At 48.8% G+C, this 22724-nt stretch carries 21 protein-coding genes; 17 read left to right on the forward strand and 4 right to left on the reverse strand.

Annotated features, from left to right (window positions below; all coding sequences use genetic code 11):
* Positions 1-150: 150 nt before the first annotated feature.
* Together ABFC84_14860 and ABFC84_14865 are read right to left on the reverse strand one after the other, a co-directional pair.
* Positions 151-2535, reverse strand: coding sequence for a homocysteine S-methyltransferase family protein (locus ABFC84_14860; GenBank protein MEN6414021.1), 2385 nt, complete (start codon positions 2533-2535; stop codon positions 151-153).
* Positions 2535-3230 carry a methionine synthase gene (locus tag ABFC84_14865; protein ID MEN6414022.1) on the reverse strand — a complete coding sequence of 232 codons (696 nt, stop codon included), beginning with the start codon at positions 3228-3230 and terminating at the stop codon, positions 2535-2537. The genes ABFC84_14860 and ABFC84_14865 overlap by 1 nt, the downstream gene beginning before the upstream one ends.
* Before the next feature lie 140 nt (positions 3231-3370).
* Here ABFC84_14865 and ABFC84_14870 point away from each other — a divergent pair, with 140 nt between their 5' ends.
* From ABFC84_14870 to ABFC84_14910, 9 genes are all read left to right on the forward strand, one after another.
* Positions 3371-4132, forward strand: coding sequence for an AAA family ATPase (locus ABFC84_14870; GenBank protein MEN6414023.1), 762 nt, complete (start codon positions 3371-3373; stop codon positions 4130-4132).
* On the forward strand, positions 4125-5030 hold the full coding sequence (locus ABFC84_14875; GenBank protein ID MEN6414024.1) for a ParB/RepB/Spo0J family partition protein: 906 nt from the start codon (positions 4125-4127) through the stop codon (positions 5028-5030). Before ABFC84_14870 ends, ABFC84_14875 begins: the two co-directional genes overlap by 8 nt.
* Positions 5031-5076: 46 nt before the next feature.
* A complete protein-coding gene (locus ABFC84_14880; GenBank protein MEN6414025.1) occupies positions 5077-6459 on the forward strand; it encodes an aspartate ammonia-lyase in 1383 nt (460 codons plus the stop codon).
* A 36-nt stretch (positions 6460-6495) separates the two neighbouring features.
* The gene (gene hydF, locus ABFC84_14885; protein ID MEN6414026.1) at positions 6496-7719 is read left to right on the forward strand and encodes a [FeFe] hydrogenase H-cluster maturation GTPase HydF; all 1224 of its coding nucleotides are present in this window, start codon (positions 6496-6498) and stop codon (positions 7717-7719) included.
* 46 nt (positions 7720-7765) lie between these two features.
* Positions 7766-8446, forward strand: a complete 681-nt coding sequence (locus tag ABFC84_14890; GenBank protein MEN6414027.1) for a DUF554 domain-containing protein — start codon at positions 7766-7768, stop codon at positions 8444-8446.
* A 35-nt stretch (positions 8447-8481) separates the two neighbouring features.
* A complete protein-coding gene (locus ABFC84_14895; protein ID MEN6414028.1) occupies positions 8482-9000 on the forward strand; it encodes a DUF4446 family protein in 519 nt (172 codons plus the stop codon).
* A gap of 69 nt (positions 9001-9069) precedes the next feature.
* Complete coding sequence (locus ABFC84_14900) at positions 9070-9999, forward strand: M23 family metallopeptidase (protein ID MEN6414029.1); 930 nt, start codon at positions 9070-9072, stop codon at positions 9997-9999.
* Between the two features lie 43 nt (positions 10000-10042).
* Entirely contained in the window at positions 10043-10414 is a 372-nt protein-coding gene (locus ABFC84_14905) for a polymer-forming cytoskeletal protein (protein ID MEN6414030.1), read from the forward strand.
* A 70-nt stretch (positions 10415-10484) separates the two neighbouring features.
* The gene (locus tag ABFC84_14910) at positions 10485-10721 is read left to right on the forward strand and encodes a YkuS family protein (GenBank protein ID MEN6414031.1); all 237 of its coding nucleotides are present in this window, start codon (positions 10485-10487) and stop codon (positions 10719-10721) included.
* 80 nt (positions 10722-10801) lie between these two features.
* On the opposite strand, the gene yyaC is transcribed toward ABFC84_14910, so the two are convergent.
* Entirely contained in the window at positions 10802-11368 is a 567-nt protein-coding gene (gene yyaC / locus ABFC84_14915) for a spore protease YyaC (protein MEN6414032.1), read from the reverse strand.
* Between the two features lie 659 nt (positions 11369-12027).
* Here yyaC and ABFC84_14920 point away from each other — a divergent pair.
* The 4 genes from ABFC84_14920 to ABFC84_14935 all read left to right on the forward strand — a co-directional run bounded on the left by ABFC84_14920 (position 12028) and on the right by ABFC84_14935 (position 18396).
* On the forward strand, positions 12028-13134 hold the full coding sequence (locus tag ABFC84_14920) for a hypothetical protein (protein MEN6414033.1): 1107 nt from the start codon (positions 12028-12030) through the stop codon (positions 13132-13134).
* Positions 13122-14756, forward strand: coding sequence for a glutamate synthase-related protein (locus ABFC84_14925; protein MEN6414034.1), 1635 nt, complete (start codon positions 13122-13124; stop codon positions 14754-14756). The genes ABFC84_14920 and ABFC84_14925 overlap by 13 nt, the downstream gene beginning before the upstream one ends.
* Positions 14757-14770: 14 nt before the next feature.
* Positions 14771-17080 carry an FAD-dependent oxidoreductase gene (locus ABFC84_14930; GenBank protein MEN6414035.1) on the forward strand — a complete coding sequence of 770 codons (2310 nt, stop codon included), beginning with the start codon at positions 14771-14773 and terminating at the stop codon, positions 17078-17080.
* A 392-nt stretch (positions 17081-17472) separates the two neighbouring features.
* Positions 17473-18396, forward strand: a complete 924-nt coding sequence (locus tag ABFC84_14935; GenBank protein MEN6414036.1) for a cation diffusion facilitator family transporter — start codon at positions 17473-17475, stop codon at positions 18394-18396.
* 92 nt (positions 18397-18488) lie between these two features.
* On the opposite strand, the gene ABFC84_14940 is transcribed toward ABFC84_14935, so the two are convergent.
* Entirely contained in the window at positions 18489-19046 is a 558-nt protein-coding gene (locus ABFC84_14940) for a hypothetical protein (GenBank protein ID MEN6414037.1), read from the reverse strand.
* A gap of 142 nt (positions 19047-19188) precedes the next feature.
* Here ABFC84_14940 and ABFC84_14945 point away from each other — a divergent pair, with 142 nt between their 5' ends.
* The 4 genes from ABFC84_14945 (at position 19189) to ABFC84_14960 (ending at position 22721) form a co-directional block, all read left to right on the forward strand.
* Positions 19189-20013, forward strand: a complete 825-nt coding sequence (locus ABFC84_14945; protein ID MEN6414038.1) for a mechanosensitive ion channel family protein — start codon at positions 19189-19191, stop codon at positions 20011-20013.
* 8 nt (positions 20014-20021) lie between these two features.
* A complete protein-coding gene (locus ABFC84_14950) occupies positions 20022-20222 on the forward strand; it encodes a DUF951 domain-containing protein (GenBank protein ID MEN6414039.1) in 201 nt (66 codons plus the stop codon).
* Between the two features lie 124 nt (positions 20223-20346).
* Positions 20347-21453, forward strand: a complete 1107-nt coding sequence (gene ychF / locus ABFC84_14955) for a redox-regulated ATPase YchF (GenBank protein ID MEN6414040.1) — start codon at positions 20347-20349, stop codon at positions 21451-21453.
* A gap of 116 nt (positions 21454-21569) precedes the next feature.
* Positions 21570-22721 (forward strand): hypothetical protein, encoded by a 1152-nt coding sequence (locus tag ABFC84_14960; protein ID MEN6414041.1) that lies wholly within the window; start codon positions 21570-21572, stop codon positions 22719-22721.
* Positions 22722-22724 lie beyond the last annotated feature (3 nt).

Raw genomic sequence — 22724 nt, forward strand, 5'->3', positions numbered from 1 at the left:
GGCTGATAGTAAAAGGGGCTGCCCTTTGTCTCTTGAGACGAAGGGCAGCCCTTTTCCAGTGCAAAATCACCTGGTTGAGCAGGCAATAATACTGCAAAAAGCTCGCAAGGTGCTATACTGAGCTATGAGCTATGAGCTATGAGCTATGAGCTATGACTCGCTTTCCATCAAGATCTTAGCTTTCGTAATGGCTTCAATCCCATTAGCGGCATAGGCGTTAGCACCGGCCTGAGCGGCGTATTCAGCAGTTAGTACGGCCCCGCCTACCAAAATACGGGCTTTGCAGCCGCTTGTTTTTAGTTGATTAATGGTGATGTCAATTTGCGGCATAGTGGTGGTCATTAAAGCGCAGAGACCGATAATGTCTGCCTGACAGCGGGTTGCTGCCTTTACGATGTTTTCCGGTGTGACATCTTTGCCCAAGTCAATGACTTCAAAGCCGCTGTTTTCCAACAGAGCGGCTACGATGTTTTTTCCTAAGTCATGAATATCTCCTTTTACTGTGGCCAACACAACTTTACCGGCGGTAGCGTTTTTTTGCGCTGGTAAAATTTCTTTAATAGTTTGGAAAGCGGCTCGCATGGTTTCGGCAGACAGCAGGACTTGGGGAAGGTAGCAGCGGCCGGCGCCAAAGGCTTGACCGATTTCATTCATCGCGGCGGTCAGACCTTTTTGGGTGATGTCGTTGGCGGGATAACCCTGTTTTAATGCTTGTTTTATTAAAGGAATGACGGCTGCCTTTTCGCCTTGTATGACAGTTTCCCGGATTTCGGCTAGAATATCTTTGTTCGTTCTTTTTTTCCCTGTGCTCGGCTGGAGAGGGGCGCCGGCGGCAGCAAAGGATAAACTGTAATTCCGGCCATTGATATCATAGCCTAAGAGAACGGCTGCAGCGGATAGCACATCCTGCATTAGCTGGTTATAGGGATTGAGGATAGGGGCATCCAGACCGGAAGCCAGTGCCATGGCGCAAAAAGTGCTGTTAATAATTTCCCGGCGGGGGAGGCCATAGGAGATATTGCTTAATCCCATTGTCGCCGGATAACCGAAATATTTCCGGTAAAGTTTTAAAGTCTCCAGTGTTTCGGCTGCGGCTGTATTGTCGGCGGCTACGGTCAGCACTAGGGCATCCAGGATAAAATCCTGGGGCCGCAAACCGGCTGACAGGGCAGCATGGATAATCTGCCGCATGACAGCAACCCGTTCACCTGCCGTGGCGGGGATGCCGCTTGGGGAGACAGGCAGGCATAATATGGCGGCGCCATATTTTTTTGCCAGCGGCAGAAAGTTGGTCAATCGCTCCGGTTCAGCACTGACTGAGTTGATGAGCGCCCGGCCGGGATAGGCTCTTAAGCCTGCTTCCAGGGCTGCCGGATCGCTTGTATCAATGGAGAGTGGTGCATCCACCAGCATGGATAATTCCTCGATAGCCTGTTTCATGGCGGCCGCCTGGTCAATTCCCGGCACACCCATGTTTACATCCAGGATCGAGGCACCGGCTTTTATTTGTGCCAGGGCTTCTTTTTTTACGGCAATAAGCTGCCGGGATTGAATGTCGGCGGACAAAGCTTTTCGTCCGGTGGGATTGATGCGTTCACCGATGATGGTCTTGGGCAGTCCGGGACCGATGGATACTGTTTTGCTGCGGCTGGTTAGAGCAGTATGCTTTGTGAGGGTGATGGGTTGCTGTGGCCGTGATATTGTTCCGTTCAGAGCGTGATGCATTGCGTTGATATGCTGCGGTGTTGTGCCGCAGCAGCCGCCAATATAGCTTGCGCCGGCATTTGCCAGTTTAGGTGCCCAGACGGCCAGATCGGCGGGGGTCATGGGGAATTCGGTTTGGCCGTTAATGAGCCGTGGCATTCCGGCATTTGGCTGAACACTAATCGGGCGGTGGCAGGATTGGGTCAGAGTCGAAACAATAGGCAGCAGCTGAGCCGGGCCTAAAGAGCAATTGGCGCCGATAATGTCTGCTCCCATTGCTTCCAGGATGATAGCTGCGGTTTCGGGATCGGTTCCGGTTACAGTTCGGCCATCCTCGCCAAAGGATAATTGGCAAATTACCGGAGTATCGGATATGGATTTTGCTGCCAGCAGAGCAGCACGCATTTCTTGAATATCAATGATGGTTTCAATAATAATAAAATCAACACCGGCTTTGGTCAGTGCGGTAATTTGTTCTGTGTAGACTTCGACCGCCAGATCAAAGGCTAAATCACCAAGGGGAGATATAAACCGGCCGGTTGGTCCGACGGAACCGGCTATCTTTGTATTTCTTCCGGCAGCAGCACGGGCTGCTTTTACTCCGGCGGCAGTAAGCAGCGGGACTTTGTTGGCAAGTCCGTAGTGGTTTAATTTGATCCGGTTGGCACCGAAGGTATTTGTTTCAATAATGTCGGCGCCATTTTCAATATATTGCCGGTGGATATTGGTTACGGCGGCGGGGTTGTCAATATTCAGGGTTTCCGGGCAGGCTCCCGGCTGCAGGCCGGCTTGCTGCAGCATTGTGCCCATGGCACCGTCAAAAATTGTAATCATCGTTCTGTGAACTCCTTTCGGGCGAAACAATTAGTTTTATTGCAGTTGCTGCAGTTGTTATCGCTAGTATAGCAAGATAATAGGTGAGTCTCATCTGCCGGTTTTAGGCCGATGATTGCTGTAACGGATTTACGGGGCAGCAGCATGCAGCGTTCGGTTGTAGTAATGCCTATTGTTTGTTGTTGGGCCAGTGATAAGATATAAGGCTGAACGGTAATATTCCAATCGCCATAACCGGGACTAAAGCGGCGCAGTGTCGTAAGTCCCTGACCGGCTGCTTGCCGAGTAATAAGTTTGTTTAATTGGTCGGCGGCACTTTCTACGGCTACAGTGCCTGCGGCATCAAGCAAGAGACCGGCGGTATATTCTCCGTTGCTGAAATTTTGTGTAACTTGTTGTTCCAGCGCCGGACCGATAGTAACCGCCAGAATAGCAACGGCGGTAGCCGATGCCAGGTGGGAACAGATACTGGCTCCCGTTAATTTTAAAGGGGAATCCGCCAGGATCATTCCGGTTGCGGCATCATAATCGTAATTTTGCCAGCAGCCTTTTGGTTGTGACAGAATATGACCTTGATTGCAGGCTTCCGACAATAATGATTCAGGGAAATAATTGGGTTTTTTTGTCAATCCAGCATAGCGCAGCAGTTCCGCTCTGTTGATTCCCGTCAGCCGGGCGTTAAATATTGCCATGGTTACTCCTCCGTTACTATAGGTAAGCAAATTATAGCATTATTTCGTTCTGATGTTAATGATATCTTAAATTGGCAGGAATATTAAAAACGGGTGTGGAATGTTTAGTTTTAGTTATGTAGGAATACGAGGTGGAACTTTTGGTAAAAGTAATTGCAATTGCCAATCAAAAAGGTGGTGTAGGTAAAACAACCACAGCGGTAAATCTAAGTTCATGTCTGGCGGAACTAGGGAAAAAGGTATTGCTGGTCGATATCGATCCTCAGGGGAACTCGACCAGCGGTTTTGGCATTGATAAAGCGAAAATCAAGCGGTGCGTCTATGATACTCTGGTCAATGATGTTCCGGCAGAGTCGGTTAAACTGACTACCGCTATTGATCAGCTTGAGTTATTGCCGGCAACGATTCAACTGGCTGGTGCCGAAATTGAATTGGTGTCGATTATGTCCCGGGAGACCAAGTTAAAGCGGGCATTGGATAAAATCAAATATAATTATGATTTTGTCATCATTGACTGTCCGCCGTCTTTAGGGCTGCTGACGATTAACTCGTTAACAGCGGCAAATTCCGTATTGGTTCCCATTCAATGTGAATTTTATGCTCTGGAAGGATTGTCTCAACTCATGAAAACGGTATCGTTGGTGCAAAGAAACCTAAATCCGGCCCTTACTTTGGAAGGGGTTGTACTGACAATGTTTGATGCCAGGACGAATCTTTCCATTCAAGTGGTGGATGAGGTAAAAAATCATTTCCGTCATAAGGTATATCAAACCATTATTCCCCGTAATGTACGGTTAAGTGAAGCTCCCAGTCACGGACAGCCGGTAATAAAATACGATCCAAAATCGAAGGGGGCGGAAGTATATTTTGATTTAGCGAGAGAGGTGATTGGTGATGAATAAACAGGCACGAGGCCTGGGGAGAGGACTGGAAGCCTTATTTTCCACCGCGGCTGCGGCAGAAGAGGATCAGGATCAGGTCAGCGGAATCTCTGTTCAGGAAATCGTCCCCAATCAGTTTCAACCACGGCGTGTGTTTGATGAAGAAGCCTTGGCTGAGCTAACCCAATCAATTCAACAATACGGCGTTTTGCAGCCAATCGTGGTTCGCCGGACACTAAAAGGTTATGAACTGGTTGCCGGAGAAAGACGCTGGCGGGCCTCTCAGAAGGCAGGGTTGTCGGTTATTCCGGCTGTTGTTCGTGAATATACCGATTCTGAGATGACGGAGATTGCCCTGATTGAAAATTTACAACGGGAAGACTTGAATCCCCTCGAAGAAGCGGCGGCTTATAAAATGCTGATGGAAAAATTCGGTCTTACTCAGGAGGAAGTCGCCCGTAAAATTGGTCGCAGTCGCTCCTTAATTGCCAATACCCTTCGGCTGTTGAAACTGCATCCTGTTGTACAAGAATATGTTTCACGTGGAACATTATCCATGGGGCAGGTGCGGCCGCTGTTGGCCCTGGGAAACCCGGAACTTCAGCTTGAAGCGGCAGAAATGATTATAGAGGAAGATTTATCGTCACGGGATGCGGAAGAATTAGTAAAACGTATCGGTAAAACGAAACGAAAGCCTAGAACAGAGATTGTTGAAAAAGACAGAGAAATTTTTGTAGTGGAAGCTGAAGATCGGTTAAAGCTGATATTAGGGACTCAGGTAAAAATTAAACCGGGGAAATTGAAGAGTAAAATTGAAATTGAATTTTATTCTGCCGATGATTTGGATCGAATCATTGAAGTTCTTTCCGCTCAACAGACTGCTGTTGCGACCCGGCCGCGGGGACCGATGGTTGTCTGAAAAAGTTTCACGTGAAACATTGCTGGTTGAACCGAGGTGAAATTTTATGCGCTGGGAAAAAGATTTGTTAGGCCGGCGCCAAGTACCGGACGATGTCTACTATGGGATTCATACCTTACGGGCCGTAGAAAATTTTCCCTTATCAGGGCAGAGGGTGAATCCTCGTTTGATTGCCGCCATAGCTCTCATCAAGAAAACTGCGGCAGAAGTGAACCGGGATTTAGGCTATTTGCCGGAAAATGTTGCTAACGCCATTATTCAGGCTGCGGATGAAATAGCAGCCGGAAAGTGGTCGGAGCAATTTGTAACCGATGCGCTGCAGGGCGGTGCCGGTACATCAACCAATATGAATGTAAATGAAGTCGTAGCCAATCGGGCTATTGAAATTCTAGGCGGCAAGCGGGGAGAGTATGAATTGGTGCATCCACTGAATCATGTCAATTTGCACCAATCGACAAATGATGTTTATCCCACTGCCTTGCGGTTGGCCGCTATTTGGCTGCTGGAACCGCTAAACAGCGGCTGTGCGGCGCTGCAGCAGGCACTGCAGGATAAAGAAGCGGAATTTTCCGGAATTATTAAGGTCGGGCGAACCGAAATGCAGGATGCGGTGCCGATTACGCTGGGGCAGGAATTCAGTGCTTATGCCGGGTGCATTGGCCGGGATCGCTGGCGGCTGTATAAAGTGGAGGAGCGTCTCAGACAGGTGAATCTGGGAGGAACTGCGGTAGGAACAGGTTTAAATGCTCCGAAAAAATATATCTATATGGTCAATGACCGGCTGCGCAATTATGCCAAGGTGGGATTGGCCCGGGCGGAAAACATGATTGATGTCACGCAAAATACCGACGTATTTGTCGAGGTATCCGGTTTGTTAAAAGCACTGGCAGTCAATCTGGCTAAAATTGCCAATGATTTGCGGCTTTTGTCCTCCGGGCCCCGGGCCGGGTTTGGCGAGATACGCTTACCGGAGCGCCAGGCGGGTTCGTCGATTATGCCGGGAAAAGTGAATCCTATTATTCCTGAGGCAGTAAATCAGGCCTCATTCCAGATTATGGCTTCTGATTTGGCAATAACCCTGGCGGCCCAGGCCGGACAATTGGAACTGAATGCATTTTTGCCATTGATTGCCCATCATTTGCTGGGAAGTTTAGAATTACTAGTGAATAGTATAGACATGTTTACTAAGTATTGCATAAAGGATATTGGGGCGCAGTCGGAGCAATGCCGGCTATCACTGGAAAATAGCTTGGTTGCGGTTACGGCACTAACGCCTCATATTGGCTATGATGCAGCTACGCAGATTGCCCGGGATGCTGTTGTTAGCGGCAAGACGGTTCGTCAGGTCGTCGAAGCTAAAAGAATTTTAACGCCTCAGCAATTGGACGGAATATTAGATCCGCAAAATATGACTCGGCCGGGGAAATAGCCGCGGAGGAATGATAGCCGTAAGGAGGGATAAAGGATGCAAGATACACCGAAAGGCGGCAGATTGCATATTGCAATTTTTGGCCGGCGAAACGCCGGAAAGTCCAGCCTGATAAATGCTTTGACCAGTCAGGATATAGCTTTAGTATCCGACGTACCGGGGACAACAACCGATCCGGTATACAAGGCGATGGAAATACTGCCCGTCGGTCCGGTGATGATCATTGATACTGCCGGCATTGATGATGTGGGTGAACTGGGAACGCTGCGGATTGAGCGAACGATGCAGGTATTGCATAAGGCAGACGAGGCGCTTCTGGTTATTGATCCGGCAGCCGGTATTACTTCTTATGAGAGAAAGTTGATTGCCGATATTCGCCACCGGAACGTACCTCTTATTGGCCTTGTCAATAAAAGTGATATTGTGTCAATTAACGAGGAAACAGTAAGAAAATGGCAGCAAGCGACCGGACTGGACTTGTTATTGGTGAGTGCTAAAACGAAACAGGGAATAGAGGAAGTTAAGCAGCAGATTATTGCTAAAGCGCCGGACAATTGGGATGGTCCGCCGATTATCGGTGATCTGATCAATGCCGGTGATACGGTGGTGCTGGTCGTACCGATTGATCTGGCAGCGCCGAAAGGGCGGCTGATATTGCCTCAGGTTCAGACGATCCGTGATGTTCTGGACCATGATGCTTACAGTATTGTAGTAAAAGAACGGGAGCTGAAGGAAGCCCTGGATCAGTTAAGGCAGCTGCCGAAACTGGTTGTTACCGACTCTCAGGAATTTTTAAAAGTGGCAGCCGATACACCGCCAGAGGTACAGCTTACTTCTTTTTCCATTCTGTTTGCCCGTCATAAAGGCGATCTGGAAACACTGGTGGCCGGGGCCAGGGCCATTGATAGCTTGAAACCGGGAGATCGGGTGCTGATTGCCGAGGGCTGTACTCATCATCGTCAGGCAGACGACATCGGACAAGTAAAGATTCCCCGGTGGCTGCGGCAAATGGTGGGAGGAGAACTGGAGTTTGAATGGGTGTCGGGAGGAACATTTCCGCCGGACTTGCAGCAATACCAACTAATTGTTCATTGCGGCGCTTGCATGCTGAACCGCCGGGAAATGCTATACCGGTTATCCCAGGCCCGACTGATGAAAGTGCCGATTGTAAATTACGGGGTATTAATTGCTTATGTCCATGGCATCTTGCATCGGGCTTTAATGCCGTTTCCTTTGGCGCAGATGATTTTGGAAGAGTGATGGATAATGGAGAAGAAAGCGGGATTTCCGGAAGGGATGATATAGGATGAAGGGGACATTGGTTAATGTGGTAACGATATTAGTGGGATCCTCCGCCGGACTGCTGCTGAAAAGTGGAATTCCTTCAAAATATCAGGATATTCTTATGCAGGGCATGGCGCTTTCGGTTGGTTTAATTGGTTTACAAATGGCATTAAAGACACAAAATATACTGATTGTCATTATAAGTATGGGTTTGGGCGCCGTTATCGGCGAAGCGCTGAATATTGACCGGTGGCTCAACCGGCTGGGGGAATGCCTGACAAGTCGGCTGGGGGGAAGGTATGGTGATGTGGGGCAGGGGTTTATTACTGCTACTTTGGTGTTTTGTATCGGCGCAATGGCTATTGTTGGCTCGATACAGGACGGATTAACCGGTGATGCCGGCACACTTTATGCCAAATCCATAATTGACGGAATTGCAGCGGCAGTATTTGCTTCCGGTATGGGAATCGGAGTAGCTTTTTCCAGCTTATCCGTTCTGGTGTATCAGGGGGGGATTACTTTATTGGCCGGAGCGCTGGGGCCGGTTCTAAGTGATAGGGCTATTGTTGAGATGACAGCAGTCGGCGGGCTGCTGATTGTTGCCATCAGCTTGCTAATGTTAAAGATTCATACCATCAAAGTTGCTAATTTATTGCCGGCTATTCCGCTGGCAGCCGTAATCGCCATTTTTTGGCCGGCATGATAAGGAAAATGCTGGAGAGAGAAAGGTAGGATACCATGAATTATTTGGTTCAATTCTCAGCTTTAGTTATGGCCAACTTGCAGTATGTGTTATTGGCAATGACGGCTATGATTTTTTTGGCACTTATTATTTTTATTCATATTAATATTAAGCTGTCCCGAATGAATCGCCGCTATCGCAAAATGATGCAGGGCATGGAAGGAGCGAATTTGGAGCGATTGTTAACAGATCATATTGAAGAAGTTCGACAGGCTATGGTCAAAATTGATTCGGCGGCGGCGGCATATAATGCTATCGTAAAAACGCTGCAGCATTGTGTGCAAAAAATGGGAATTGTTCGCTTTAATGCTTTTGAAGATACCGGCAGCGATTTAAGTTATGCGATTGCCTTACTGGATTCGGCTGACAACGGGATCGTTTTGTCCAGCATTTTTGGCAGAAATGAGTCCCGATCTTACGCCAAGCCCGTCATCAACGGTCAGTCTTCTTATTTTTTGACGGAAGAAGAAAAGCAGGCACTACAGCAGGCAATGGGAAAAAAATCTTTTTCTTAGCAGGAATTTTAGCAAGGGGGGCCGAATAAAGAAATAGATTAACATTTTTTCCCAAAGGAGGGATCGTTATTGGTATCAAAATTGCAAAGGCCGGATCGAAGAGAATATACGCTAATAATTGTTCCGCACCGAGGGCAGGCTGTACGCAGTATTCGAATTCCAATTCGAATGGTTAAAATTGGGTTAGCGGCTTTATGTGCGGTGCTTTTTATTGTGGCAGGAACATTTGTAAATTATCAGCACACTGTCAGTGCGGCAAATTCCGAGAAGGCCGAACTGGAACGATTGCGGCAGGTTAATGACGATCAGGGGCAGCAACTGGAGGAGCTGGGACAAGCCACGGCAGCCCTCCAGCAGGATATGAATCGGCTGGATGCCCTGGATAATGAAATCAGGCGGCTCGTAAACAGTGACGAAGCCAGCGGGGCTTCCCGGGGCGGGATTGTGCGGTCGAACAGCGGACTGTACCACGGCCAGGGCGGGCCGATGGTAACGCCGAGCGTGCAGGATCTTACCAAGCTGGTTCGGGAATTGCAGCAGGGAGTGCAGGCTCGCGAGGCGAGTCTTACTTCATTGCGGGATGCAGTGGCGGCACAACAGGTTCGTTTGGCGGCGACGCCTTCGATTTGGCCGGCAGGAGGGGATGTAACTTCCCGGTTCGGTTGGCGGAGTTCGCCCTGGGGCAGGGGCAGTGACTGGCATCCGGGCATTGATATTGCCAACAGTGCAGGTACGCCGATCGTTGCAACGGCAGACGGGATTGTGACAGAAAGCGGTTGGAATAGCGGCGGCTACGGCAATATGGTTCAAATTGATCATGGTAACGGCATTGTTACTATTTATGGACATACTTCGCAAGTGTTGGTCAGTCGGGGGATGCAAGTAAAAAAAGGGGAAGTAATCGCCTATATGGGCAGCACTGGGCTGAGCACCGGTTCTCATGTTCACTATGAAGTGCGGGTGAACGGCACGGCGGTGAATCCAGCCAGCTTTCTGTAGCTGTTGTTCTAATGACGAGATTTATCGGAAAGGCGTGGAAGGTATGTTTGGTAGAAAGCAGGATGCGGGTTTTAGCGAGAATGTAGCAACGATAATCGGCAGGGAGACTGAGTTCAAAGGCACGCTTACAGCTAAAGGATCCATTCGGGTTGAGGGGCAGCTGGAAGGGGAAGTGGTATCTTCCGGTCATTTGGTTATTGGCGAAACAGGTATGGTGAAAGCAAATATCCAGGCTCAAGCGGCTATTTTTGCCGGAACGGTTATCGGCAATGTAACAGCATCAGGGCAATTGGAGCTTTTGCCGACCGCTAAATTATACGGGGATATTACCGTGGGTTCGTTGGTAATTGGCGAAGGGGCGTTGTTTAAAGGCGCTTGCGTAATGCGTCAGGAAAATCAGCAACAGGCCGACTAGCTTATTTTTGTTCGCGTAAAATGGATACATTCCTCCGGTTTTGGCAATGATAAGGCCGGAGGTGTAATATATGCAAGGAATTATCGCAGTGGAAAGAAATCTGAGCAAATTGATGGAGGCCTTGGAAACGGAAGGCTATGATGTTGTGGATTTGGATCACGTAAACATGGATACGGTGGATGCTGTTATTGTCAGCGGGGCTGATATCAATCTGATGAACATGCAGGATATCCATACGAACGTGCCGGTTATTCATGCGGCAGGGAAGTCGTCAGATGAAATACTGGAAGAACTTGAGCGGCTGTAATAAACAAAGCCAGGACTCGACGGCAGAGTCCTGGCTTTGTTTATTCCTTATCGTGTACAAGCCATGAGCTAACAAATTCCTCAGGAACGTAATCCGAAGCAAAGGCCATGGGCAATGGTATCTGCCATTTTGATGACAAGACTTAAGCGGGTGCTTTGCAGCACCAGGTGTTCCATAAAACCGCCGACATTGACAATTCCGGTGATATAAGCATTGCCCACCGGCGGCAGATTCTTATTTACAGCGGCCCCCGGCTTTACCGGGCCGCGGCCTAAGGAAACGCAGCCGATGTTTTCCAATTTTCCCAGGCAGGCATCAACGGCTAAAATAAAGGGCTGCACAGGAGAAGAGCGGATCTCTTCCAGGGCATGGGATAAATTTGTGGCATGTACCGGTTGATCCAGGGTCCCATAGACTTTAAAGTCTACATTTAAAGTCTGCAGTTTGCTGCCGGTTAAAGGGCCTAAGGCATCGCCGGTAGAGCGGTCAGTGCCAATGCACAGTACGATGATGTCCTGACCGGCTGCTGCCGCTTCCTGTGACAGCGTTCGTACATGGAAAGCAATGTCATACAGGGTATGGGGCCGGTCAATATTGAATTTTAATTCAGGCAGAGACTTGGGGAAGGAAAGTAAATTATTCAGCATACAGCGCTCCTAATGATTACATAGTATTAACAGTATGGATGAATTGGGATAATTTTATTCAATTATATTGGAATAAATTACATAATTAGGGAATAAAAGCAGCGGAAATGTATGTATACCGAAAAACAATTCAAAACATAAATCAGCTTGATCCACAAGATTTTATCAGTCAGCCTGCCATTACAGTAGCGGAATTACGGGATAGGCTTAACACTTCCCGCAAAGGGGCACTGCCGCTTTTAGGGGCCTTATATTGCATAAATATGCGGGACGGGCTGGAGGGTTTTACCGCTAAAGCCAAAAGATACGGGATTTTTCAGAATAAATTTTATTTTAATATTCATATTGACAGCATAAGTTTTCGTTTTTATAATAAGAGTTGGTTACAGTAATGTATAATTACAATAGACAAACGTTTTAGTAAAAAGCAGTACCAATTGATTGTAGTGGTTGAGGCAAGATAAGGAGAGTGCCTAGGGTTCCGCGCTCATTTGCTAGCGGACTGGACCAAGCGGCACAAGTGCAGTGTGGCACGCACTACACCGTGGGTATAAAAGACCCTGCGGAAGGTCCTGGAATCTGTTTCCGGTTCTTCCACAGAGTCTTTTGTTTTCTTTTTCACATGATTACATTCTAGAAAAAATGAAGAGGTGGAAAGTATGTGCAGAATTGGTGCGATTAAAAGCAAGGTGCCTTTTCACCCGTCAAAGGCGCTGTATCTCATGCTGCCGCAGCAGGAGGGACATGATAATTCCGGATTTGCTATGACGATGCAGGATTTGGCGGGAAGATTTACTCCCTATAAAGACAAACCGCTGCTGTCTCTGGCCTGTACGCAAAAAGGAGCGAAATTGGTCGAGGATTACATGGAGACAAACAATTTCCTGCCGGTACATGAATGGATACCCAAAGTGAAGCAGCAGCCGGGGCTGGACATTAAGGCAATGCCTTATTATATCTTTCGCAATTATGATTATCCTGAGCATTACGGTAATGCAACCAAGGCCGCAAAAGAAGAACTGCTGCTGAATACAAGATTGGCGCTTAGGGCGATCCTGGGAAAAAACGAGGAAGGATATGCATATTCTTTCTGGCCGGATGTTCTTACACTCAAGGAAATTGGTGATCCCAGGGATATTGCAACCTACTTTCACCTTTGGGATGACAACGGCGATATGATGGCCAGGAATATAGTCGTACAATGCCGCCAGAATACCAATTATGACATTGTCCGCTATGCCGCCCATCCGTTCTTTTTACAGGGATATACGCTATGCGCCAATGGAGAAAACACTTTTTACACGAAAAACAAGGAATATCAAAAATCGCTGCACCGGGGTTATATCGGCTTTGAATCCGATTCCCAGAACTTTCTTTATACCTTACATTACGTACTCCATGAATTAAAATGGCCGATTAAATATTACAAGCACATTATTACACCGCTTCCGTTTGAGGAAATCAAGAGTCGTCCCGATTGTGCCGAGCTGACAGCGATTCGTCAGTCCCTGGGTCACTTGGAGATTAACGGACCTAATACGATTATCGCGATGCTGCCTGACGGCAACATCATGACTTGCTGCGATTCGAAAAAATTGCGGCCGGTGGTAGTGGGCGGCGATGACACTACGATGGCCATTTCCTCTGAGGTTTGTGGTATTAATACGATATTGCCGGATCGCAGCCGAGAAAATGATATCTATCCCAATGAACGGGAAATAGTCGTTATTAACGACAGATTGGAGGTAGAGCGATGGAAACAGTAAAAATGCAGGATATGACGGTGACCGATTTACCGTGGAAGATAGAGTATCAGCCTGACCGATGTACCATGTGCGGAAGTTGTGTGGCTGCCTGCAGTTTTGATGCCATAGAGGCGGCGATGGAACGCCGTTCCATTACCGTTTCTACCGGCTACCAGCCGTCGCCTACCCAAAAGCATATGGCGACACCGGTCATCAAGCAAAAAAGCCGTCTGGGAAATGTTTGCGTCGGCTGCGGCATGTGTGAAAAAGTTTGTCCCAATAAGGCGATCCGGCCGGTTCGCAATACGGATTCACGCTATAATTTACTGGCCCGAAACGGCGGCAATACAATTAAACGGGGCGGACGGACGAATCTAAATGCCGACCGTACCCTGGACCGCATCATTGTCGGCCGGATATCCCAAATGACCGACCCTTCCTTGGATTCGGTTCGTCACACCTTTGATATTTTGGCTCCCTTTGGCCGGGTTCTGCCGCCGAATGAGCTGCCTTTCGCCAGCGATGGACACAGCTTAAAGCTAACCCATGCCACGCCCCCGGTTAAGTGGATTTATCCGGTGATTTTCAGCGATATGTCTATCGGCGCTTTATCCACCAGAGCCTGGGAGGCCATTGCTTTAGCCACCGCTTATTTGAACGAAAAGCATAATTTGCCGATTCGCATGTGTTCCGGCGAGGGCGGTATGCCGGTAAAACTGCTGGAATCCGAACAACTTAAGTATATGATTATCCAAATTGCTTCCGGCCATTTCGGTTGGAACCGGATTATCAAGGCCATGCCCCGCATGAAGGTGGATCCGGCCGGAATATTAATCAAGATCGGCCAGGGCGCTAAACCGGGTGACGGCGGACTGCTGCCGGCAGCCAAGGTAGCTGAGCATGTCCAGGCTATCCGGGGTGTTCCTAAGGCCGATTTAATGTCACCGCCGAATCACCAGGGGTTATATTCTATTGAAGAATCGGTGCAAAAAATGTTTATGTCTATGAATGCCGCTTTTAAATTCCGGGTGCCCGTAGCGATTAAATGCGCCGCATCAGCTACTTCGGTTTCGGTATATAATAATTTACTCCGTGATCCTTATAAAATTTGCGGCGGCTTTTTCATTGACGGTATTCAGGGCGGTACGGGAGCAGCCAATGAAATATCCCTTGACCATACAGGTCATCCTGTGGTTTCCAAGGCCAGGGAATGCTATTTGGCCGCAGTCAAGCAGGGTCGTCAGGGGCAAATTCCGCTGTGGGCCGGCGGCGGTATCGGTATGACCGGCAATGCGGCGGCAGATGCTTTTAAAATTATCTGCCTGGGTGCCAACGGGGTGTTCATTGGCAAACTGCTAATTCAGCTTTGCGGCTGTATCGGCAACGAACATGGCCGGTGCAATTCCTGTTCTACCGGCAAATGTCCGACCGGTATTTGTACTCAGGATCCACGGCTGGTGAAACGGCTGGATGTAGATAAAGCGGCACAGAATATTGTGGAATACATGCTGGCGCTGGATAGTGAAATGCGCAAGCTGATGGCGCCTATCGGCAATAGTTCGCTGCCGGTTGGCCGTTCGGATGCCTTGGTTACCACAGATAAAGCAATCGCCGACAAACTGGGTATCCAGTATGTATGCTAAGGGGGAATGGGCAAATGTTTACGATAAGCACCATTGACGGTAATAACCGGATGTCGACCCAGGACCTGCTGCAGGCGATCAACAACGCTCTGGCGGCTGGGGAGACCGAATTTCGCATCGAGGGTTCAGGACAGCATGATATTGGCGGCCCTCTGTGGCATCCTGAAGGTAAAAATTTGAAGTTTTATGTAACCAATCCCGGTCAGCGGGTCGGTTCCATGTGCTTGGAAAATACGGAAATCATTGTCGAGGGTTCAGCTCCTGCCGATGTAGGCTGGCTGAATGCAGGCGGTAAAATCGTCGTCAAGGGGGATGGCGGTGATACCACAGCCCACTGTGCTGCCGCTGGGACGATTTATGTCGGCGGCCGGGCCGGGACCCGGTCCGGTTCGCTGATGAAGCATGATCCTTTGTATGATCCGCCTGAATTCTGGGTTTTGAAGAACTGCGGCAGTTTTTCCTTTGAATTTATGTCCGGCGGTATTGCGGTAGTCTGCGGCTATGATTGCGAGGATTTTGAGTCGGTATTGGGTGACCGGTCTTGTGTCGGGATGGTCGGCGGAACGCTGTATTATCGGGGTGAGGCCAGTGGAATCTCAAAAAAGGATGCAAAAATTCTTTCTTTAGACGAAGCTGATATTGCGTATATTGAAAGTCATATGGATGATTTTCTGGAATCCATTGAACAGCCTGAATTGCGGCAGGAACTGACACAATGGAGTGAGTGGCATAAAGTTGTGCCCCTTACTTATGAAGAGCGGCCGAAGAAAGCCAATACCGATATTTTATCTTTCCGTACGGAAAAGTGGGTACCGGGAGGAATTTTCAGCGATGTAGTCAAAGATGATCTGGGAGTAATCGGCCTAGTTGCTTCCGGCAAATACCGACAGCGTGTTCCCGTATGGGAAAACGCTAAATATGCGGCGCCGTGTGAATTTAACTGTCCGGCGGGTATTCCCTCCCAGCAGCGGTTCAATCTGCTGCGGGAAGGAAAGATCGGGGAAGCCTACCGCCTTGTTTTAGAATATACTCCCTTTCCCGGTTCCGTATGCGGTGCCGTCTGCCCAAACCTATGCATGGAAGAATGTTCCCGTAAAAGCATGGATGAACCGGCTCAGATCGGTCTGTTAGGACGATATTCCGATGCTATTGTCCTGCCGGCGCCAACGGCGCGGACGGATAAAAAAATTGCAGTGATTGGCGGCGGGGCTGCCGGCCTAACGGCGGCGTGGGAACTGAGCCGCAAAGGACACCAAGTTACGGTTTATGAAGCAAATGATAAAATGGGCGGTAAGATGGAGCAGGTTATTCCCCGTTCCCGGCTGCCTCAGGCTACCCTGCGCAAGGAATTGCAGCGGATTGAAAATATGGGAGTTACTTTTAAACCCGGCACAAAGGTGGATGGAACCATGTTCCGGGAACTCCGGGAGAGTTATGATGCCGTGGTAGTAGCTGCCGGCAGCCATACTTCCCGGGTTATCAACTGGCCGGGCCACCAGCGGCTTGTTAAAGGTTTGGAATTCCTTAAAGCGGTGAACCGGGGCGAAAAACCATCGGTGGGGAAACGGGTAGTAGTCATCGGCTGCGGCAACTCCGGCATGGATGTGGCAGTCGGTGCCTACCAAATGGGGGCGGAGCAGGTTACCTGTATTGATGTGCAGAAACCCGCCGCATTTCCCAAGGAGATTGCCCATGTGGAAGAAATGGGCGGCAAGCTTTTATGGCCGGTTATGACCACGGAAGTTACGGCTGAAGGGGTGGTGACCCAAAGCGGAGAAATCATTCCGGCCGACACGGTCATTATCAGCATTGGCGAAATGCCGGATTTGGCTTTTCTGCCGGCGGATGTTGTCTTGCAGCGAGGCTGTCTCGTTCCCGATTCGGATTATCGTATTGCCGAAGGTGTGTACACCGCCGGCGACACCGTTAAGCCCGGCCGGCTGGTAGATGCCATTGCTGCCGGACGCAAAGCAGCGCTGGCCATTCATGCCGACTTGACAGGAGAAGCTTGTCAACAGCAAGGCAAAGCTAAAATAGCAGCCGAACGGCTGAGTACGGCCTATTTTAAGAAATGTCACAACTGTGATGTTCCCAAAGCCCGGGAGGATTACAACCGCTGTATCAGCTGCGGTACCTGCCGCGATTGTCATATGTGCTATAAATCCTGTCCGGAAAACGCTATCTCCCGTCAGATTAAAGCCGACGGAAGTTTCGAGTATGTTTCCGATCCGGAGAAGTGCATTGGCTGCGGCATTTGCGCCGGCATCTGCCCCTGCGGCATTTGGACGATGGTTCCCAATGGGGAACCAATAGCTGTGGGATGACATAACTGGAAAAGTCCTCTTGTGTAAAGTATTGACAGAAAGCCTGTTGTTTCCGATAATAGGCTATAGATAAGACAAATTCAGCTGAAATACAGTCTCAATGAAGAGGGGCTGTCGCATTATAGAAAGATTCCACTATATATTGTGGTTGTATTTAAACAAAAATCACAATATGCGGTAGAAAAAATCTTAGTGCGATAGCCTCCTTTTCTTGATGAAAAATTTATAAAGATTTACACTAAAATCAGGGTATGCTAATATAATGAAATAAGGAACAAGGGACGGGTAAAACCCGGCAGCGGGTAGGCAGTATCTGCGGGATTTTTTGTGCTCGCAGGTGTTTTTTGCGTGATGCGCCTAACGGGGGGAACGTTTGTGAAAGGGGTGTAGCCTTGAATCAGGCTAATAACATAGTAAAGCAGCGCACCGCACGCCTATCTGTTATGTCCAACACACTGTTGGTGCTTGCCAAGCTGGCGGTAGGAATGTATACGGGAGCTGTCAGTATTATTTCCGAAGCCGCTCACTCGGCAGTTGATCTGATTGCGGCGTTGGTTGCTTTTTATGCGGTAAAAAAATCCGGTCGGCCGCCGGATAAAAATCATGATTACGGGCACGGAAAGATAGAGAATCTCTCAGGCGCCATTGAGGCTGTTCTTATTGTTTTGGCAGCAATCTGGATTGTGTATGAGGCGGCAGAAAAATTCACGGCGGCAAAACTGCCGGATTATCTGGGGGCCGGGCTCGGAGTAATGCTGGGGTCGATTGCGATTAATTATTGGGTATCCGGTAAACTGATGGCGGTAGCCCGGGTAACTGGATCTCACGCTTTGGAGGCAGACGGACTGCATCTTAGGGCTGATATTTGGACTTCGGTAGGCGTATTATTCGGCCTGGGAATTATAAAATTGACAGGCTGGGCCTGGATTGATCCGGCGATTGCCATCGTAGTGGCGATGGTGGTATTTAAAGCTGGATATGGTATGAGTAAGAAGAGTTTGTACGAATTAACCGATATTAGTTTGCCGGAAGAAGAGGAAAATATAATTTCCGATATTGTGAACAGCCACAGCGAAGTCATTTCCTTTCATCAGCTGCGGACTCGCCGCTCGGGAAGCTACCGGTTGATTGATATGCATGTTATTTTGGATAAAAATATGCATCTGGATAAGGCTCATGCAGTCTGCGACCAACTGGAAGCGGAAATCGGGCAGCAACTAGGTTCCTGCGATGTCGTGATTCACCTGGAACCCTGTGATTACCACAAAGAGCTGGGTTACTGCCCCCTGTCGCCGGAGAAGAATCAAAAAAATTGAAAGCCGACTTGACACAGTAACCGTCAAGCCGGCTTCTATTAATGTGCTGTTGGCTATGAGCCAAGTGCCAAGTGCCAAGCGCCCCATCCCCCCTACTCGATTTCTTTATTTACTTCGGTAAATAACTCGGCACCGGATTCGGCGATTAATTCGTCCAAGACTTCGTTTTCTTTTTGATGGATCGGTGGTTTAAAGCCATCGGTGTTAGTGGCGGAAGGGCTAGGCGGGTTAGGATGAGCTGAAGGGGCGGGGCTGAAGCAGGAAGTGTTGGAACGGCAGAGTTCCAGTACACGCCGGAGTATTTCCAGTTCTACGATTTGTTCAGCAGTGTGGAAAGACGTGTCGGCGGCGGCAGAGCGGTTGGACAGAAGACGATAAAGGTCTACTGGGGCGCAGGTAACGCTGAGGAAATCACTGCTAAAGGAAATTTTGCAGCATAGCAGTTCCAGCAAAATATCAATCAGGGCGCCGGCATGATCAAACCGGTCTACCGCCCTTTGAAAAATTTCGATCGGCACATCGGGGGTCCGGTGAATTTCTTCCGCTGCTCCGACTAAGAGACGATAAGAAGATACCAGGGAGGAAAAGTTAGGGACGATCGCAATGACGTCCGCTAAAATAGTGTTGATAATCGACAAAGTGAGGGCCATAGCTTCACCTCCGCTATACTACCAGCAGTATATGCACAGGCGGTACATTTGGTTATCAGGCCGTGTTCATAAAAGAGGACTTTGGCGAGCAAAGTATAATTATAATCATATTAACGGAGACCGGAGAGGGGGGAGATCAGGAGTGATCAATCTACTGACGCCGGATTTTTGGCTGGCGGCAGGCAACAGGATGCTGCGCGTTATTTTAATCATAGCGGGAGCCGGGCTTACCCTGCGCTTTTTCCGGCTGATTGTCAGCAAAATGCTGATTCCCAATGTGAGCAGTACGGCCTTTTATTTGGAGGAAAAGCGGGCCCGGACATTAAGCCGGTTGCTGCAGAGCATGATTCGTTATGGAATTTACTTTGTTGCGATTGTCATGATTTTGCAGGAATTTCATGTGGATACAACATCAATCGTTGCCGGTGCCGGAATTTTGGGCCTGGCAGTTGGTGTAGGCGCCCAAAATCTCATTCGGGATGTTATTACCGGCTTTTTTATTATTTTGGAAGATCAATATGCAGTCGGCGACTATATTGCCTGCGGGGATATGGCGGGAACGGTAGAGGAGATCGGTTTTCGGGTTACTAAGCTGCGGGATGCCAACGGAATCCTGCATATTATTCCCCATGGCGGAATTTCCCGCGTCAGCAACTATACCCGTGGTCATATGCAGGCGGTGATCAATGTACCGGTAGCCTATGAGGCCGATATCGGCCAGGTGCTGAAACTCCTTAAGCAGGCGTGCGGCGAGATTGGCAAAACCTTGCCGGAAGTGTTGGAAACGCCGGAGGTGCTGGGAGTTGTCGATTTTCATTCCGGTGAAATCGTAGTGCGGATTATTGCGAAAACGGCGCCTTTAAAACAGGTAAAGGTGGAAACGGCACTGCGGCAGAAGATTAAGCTGCTGTTTGATGATAATCACATTCCAGCCCCGGCGGAATCTATTGCCAGAATGGGCGGATAGGAGGAAATATGGAGTTTGTTCGTTATGAAGTTGGCGATATTGTGAAGATGAAAAAAAGTCATCCCTGTGGTTCCGATCGCTGGGAGATCCTGCGCACCGGCATTGATTTTGGCCTGAAGTGTCAGGGCTGCGGCCGCCGGGTCATGGTGCCCCGGCCAAAATTTGAAAAAGCGGTTAAGGCTATTGTCGGCAAAGTAGGACAGGAATAGCTGCGGCCGACACAGCGTCCTTCGTTGGCGGAAGCCCATTGAAATTAACCGGGGGATGCTCTACAATAAGAAAAGACATAAAGCGATTCGGGGGAAATACCATAAAGTAAGGTGGAATCAAACCATGAGTACGAATTTGGAAGTGGGCATAGTCGGATTGCCCAATGTGGGTAAAAGTACGTTGTTTAATGCTATTACCAAGGCCGGTGCCGAAGCGGCCAACTATCCTTTTTGCACCATTGAACCCAATATCGGGGTGGTTGAGGTGCCGGATGAGCGCCTTTGGAAACTAACGGAAATGTACAAGCCGAAAAAAACAACTCCGGCGGCCATGCGATTTGTCGATATTGCCGGTTTGGTCAAGGGGGCTTCTCAGGGAGAGGGTTTGGGCAATAAATTTTTGGCTCATATCCGACAGGTTGATGCGGTGGCTCAGGTTGTGCGCTGCTTTCAGGATGAGGATATTACTCATGTGGAAGGCGGACTGGATCCCTTGCGGGATATAGAGATTATCAATACCGAGCTGTGTCTAGCCGATCTGGAAACACTGGAAAAGCGGCTGGACCGCTGCCGGAAACTGCTAAAGACGAATGATAAAAAAATTCCGGCCGAACTGGCAGTGCTGGAGCGGATACAGGAAGTCCTGCAGCAGGCTCAGCCGGCTCGGCGGGTGGAGATTAGCGAAGTGGAGCAGGAGTTTATCACCGACCTCAACCTTATGACCTTAAAGCCGGTTTTATTTGTGGCCAATATCGGCGAGGACGAAGTCGCCAATCCGGAGACCAATCCTTATGTAAAAAAGGTGCAGGAATATGCCGCTCAAGAAGGAGCGGAGGTCATCGCCGTTTCCGCCAAAGTCGAGTCGGAAATCGCTGAATTGCCGGAAGAGGATGCCCGGGAATTTCTGACCGAACTAGGACTGTCAGAATCTGGGCTGGACAAGTTGATCCGGGCCAGCTACAAGCTTCTCGGCTTGATGAATTTCTTTACCGCCGGCGAGGATGAAGTGCGGGCCTGGACTATTAAACGGGGAACGAAGGCACCTCGGGCTGCCGGAAAAATCCACACCGATATTGAGCGCGGTTTTATCCGGGCCGAGATCGTGTCCTATAATGAGTTGATGGCTGCCGGCAGTCACAATGCCGCCAGAGAAAAAGGACAGGTTCGGCTGGAAGGCAAAGAATATATTATGCAGGACGGAGATGTAACCTATTTCCGGTTTAATGTATAACGACAAATAGATTGTTCAGCAGGAGGCTTGGCGCAGGTCAGGTCTTTTTCTCTACCCAAAATAACTGTCTTCTTGTATAATTATGGATAGGGCAGCAACCGGGGAGGAAGAATAGTATGGCACGAAAAATAAAAAAGATGCCGGGACGTCCTTTGGCTTTAAACGGGGAAGAACGCAAGGAAAAACAGGATGAACGGCTGGCCCGATATTACAAAGAGCACCAGCAAAACCAGGCGGCAGAACAAGAACTCAGTAAACTGAGTCACTTTGTGTATGAACCGGTTGACTATGAATTGCTGCTTGTCAGGAAAGTACGTCCTGAACCGCCGGTTCCGGATTTCAGCTATCTGCTGACAGAGGCGCAGTTGAAGATTTCCAATCAATATTTCCAGCCCATTGCAATGCATCTTGGGGTATTAGTGGCAATTGTTCTTGTTTCTCTTTTAAATCTTAAGGAATATTCTCTCGTTTTGGCGGTAGTTGGGGTGATCTGCGTTTGTTATTCCTTTCAGCGGCTTCTGAAAAATCGCGAGCAAAGTATGACAAAAGCTTTAATGGTAGCCAGAAATGAAATTAATACCAAATTGCAGGAATTTAAGGAAACCAATCAGCGGGAAAAGGACCAATTTGAAAAGGAGGAAGACGACCGAATCAACAAACTTCAGGAATTGCTGAATGGCGAGCGATCTGCTGTTATCAGGAAGATGGAAGAAGTGCTAAGCGGTATGCGGTTCCCTTTTCTTTGTCAATGTACAACGCATTTATATGATTTGGAAAATCCGGTGATTTTTATTGCCCTGCCGCCGGTTTCCATTATTCCCACTACAGTCAGCGATATTATTGCCAGCGGCGAGGTGGAATACGAAGATAAGGCACCAGTCAGCATCAATAAACAATATGCGGAGGTTGTAACGGGAATCGGCGTTCAGATCGCTTTAGCGATTCACGCCAGCCTGCCGACCTTAAACAGTCTGTTCCTTTGCGGTTTTTCTCCGGCAGAACAGGACAATGAATTTTTTTACAGCGTCACGGTGCCCAAAGAGGCGGCGGCCGAAGCCGCACAGTACCACAGTGCCATGCAATATTTGAACAAACTGGGCGTACAGATGAAACTGACAAGCAATCTGGAATTTACTCCGGTTAAACCGGATTTTCCTGAGTGGTGGGATAACGTGCGGCTGACGCAGGTTCATTCCTTCGATTCGGTTTGTATTAATACGGCCCTGAACGGAGCGCTTTTTAGAACAGGAATTTCTTCAGATGTGTAGAAT

Source organism: Veillonellales bacterium (assembly GCA_039680175.1).
Classification (GTDB): Bacteria; Bacillota; Negativicutes; order JAAYSF01; family JAAYSF01; genus JBDKTO01.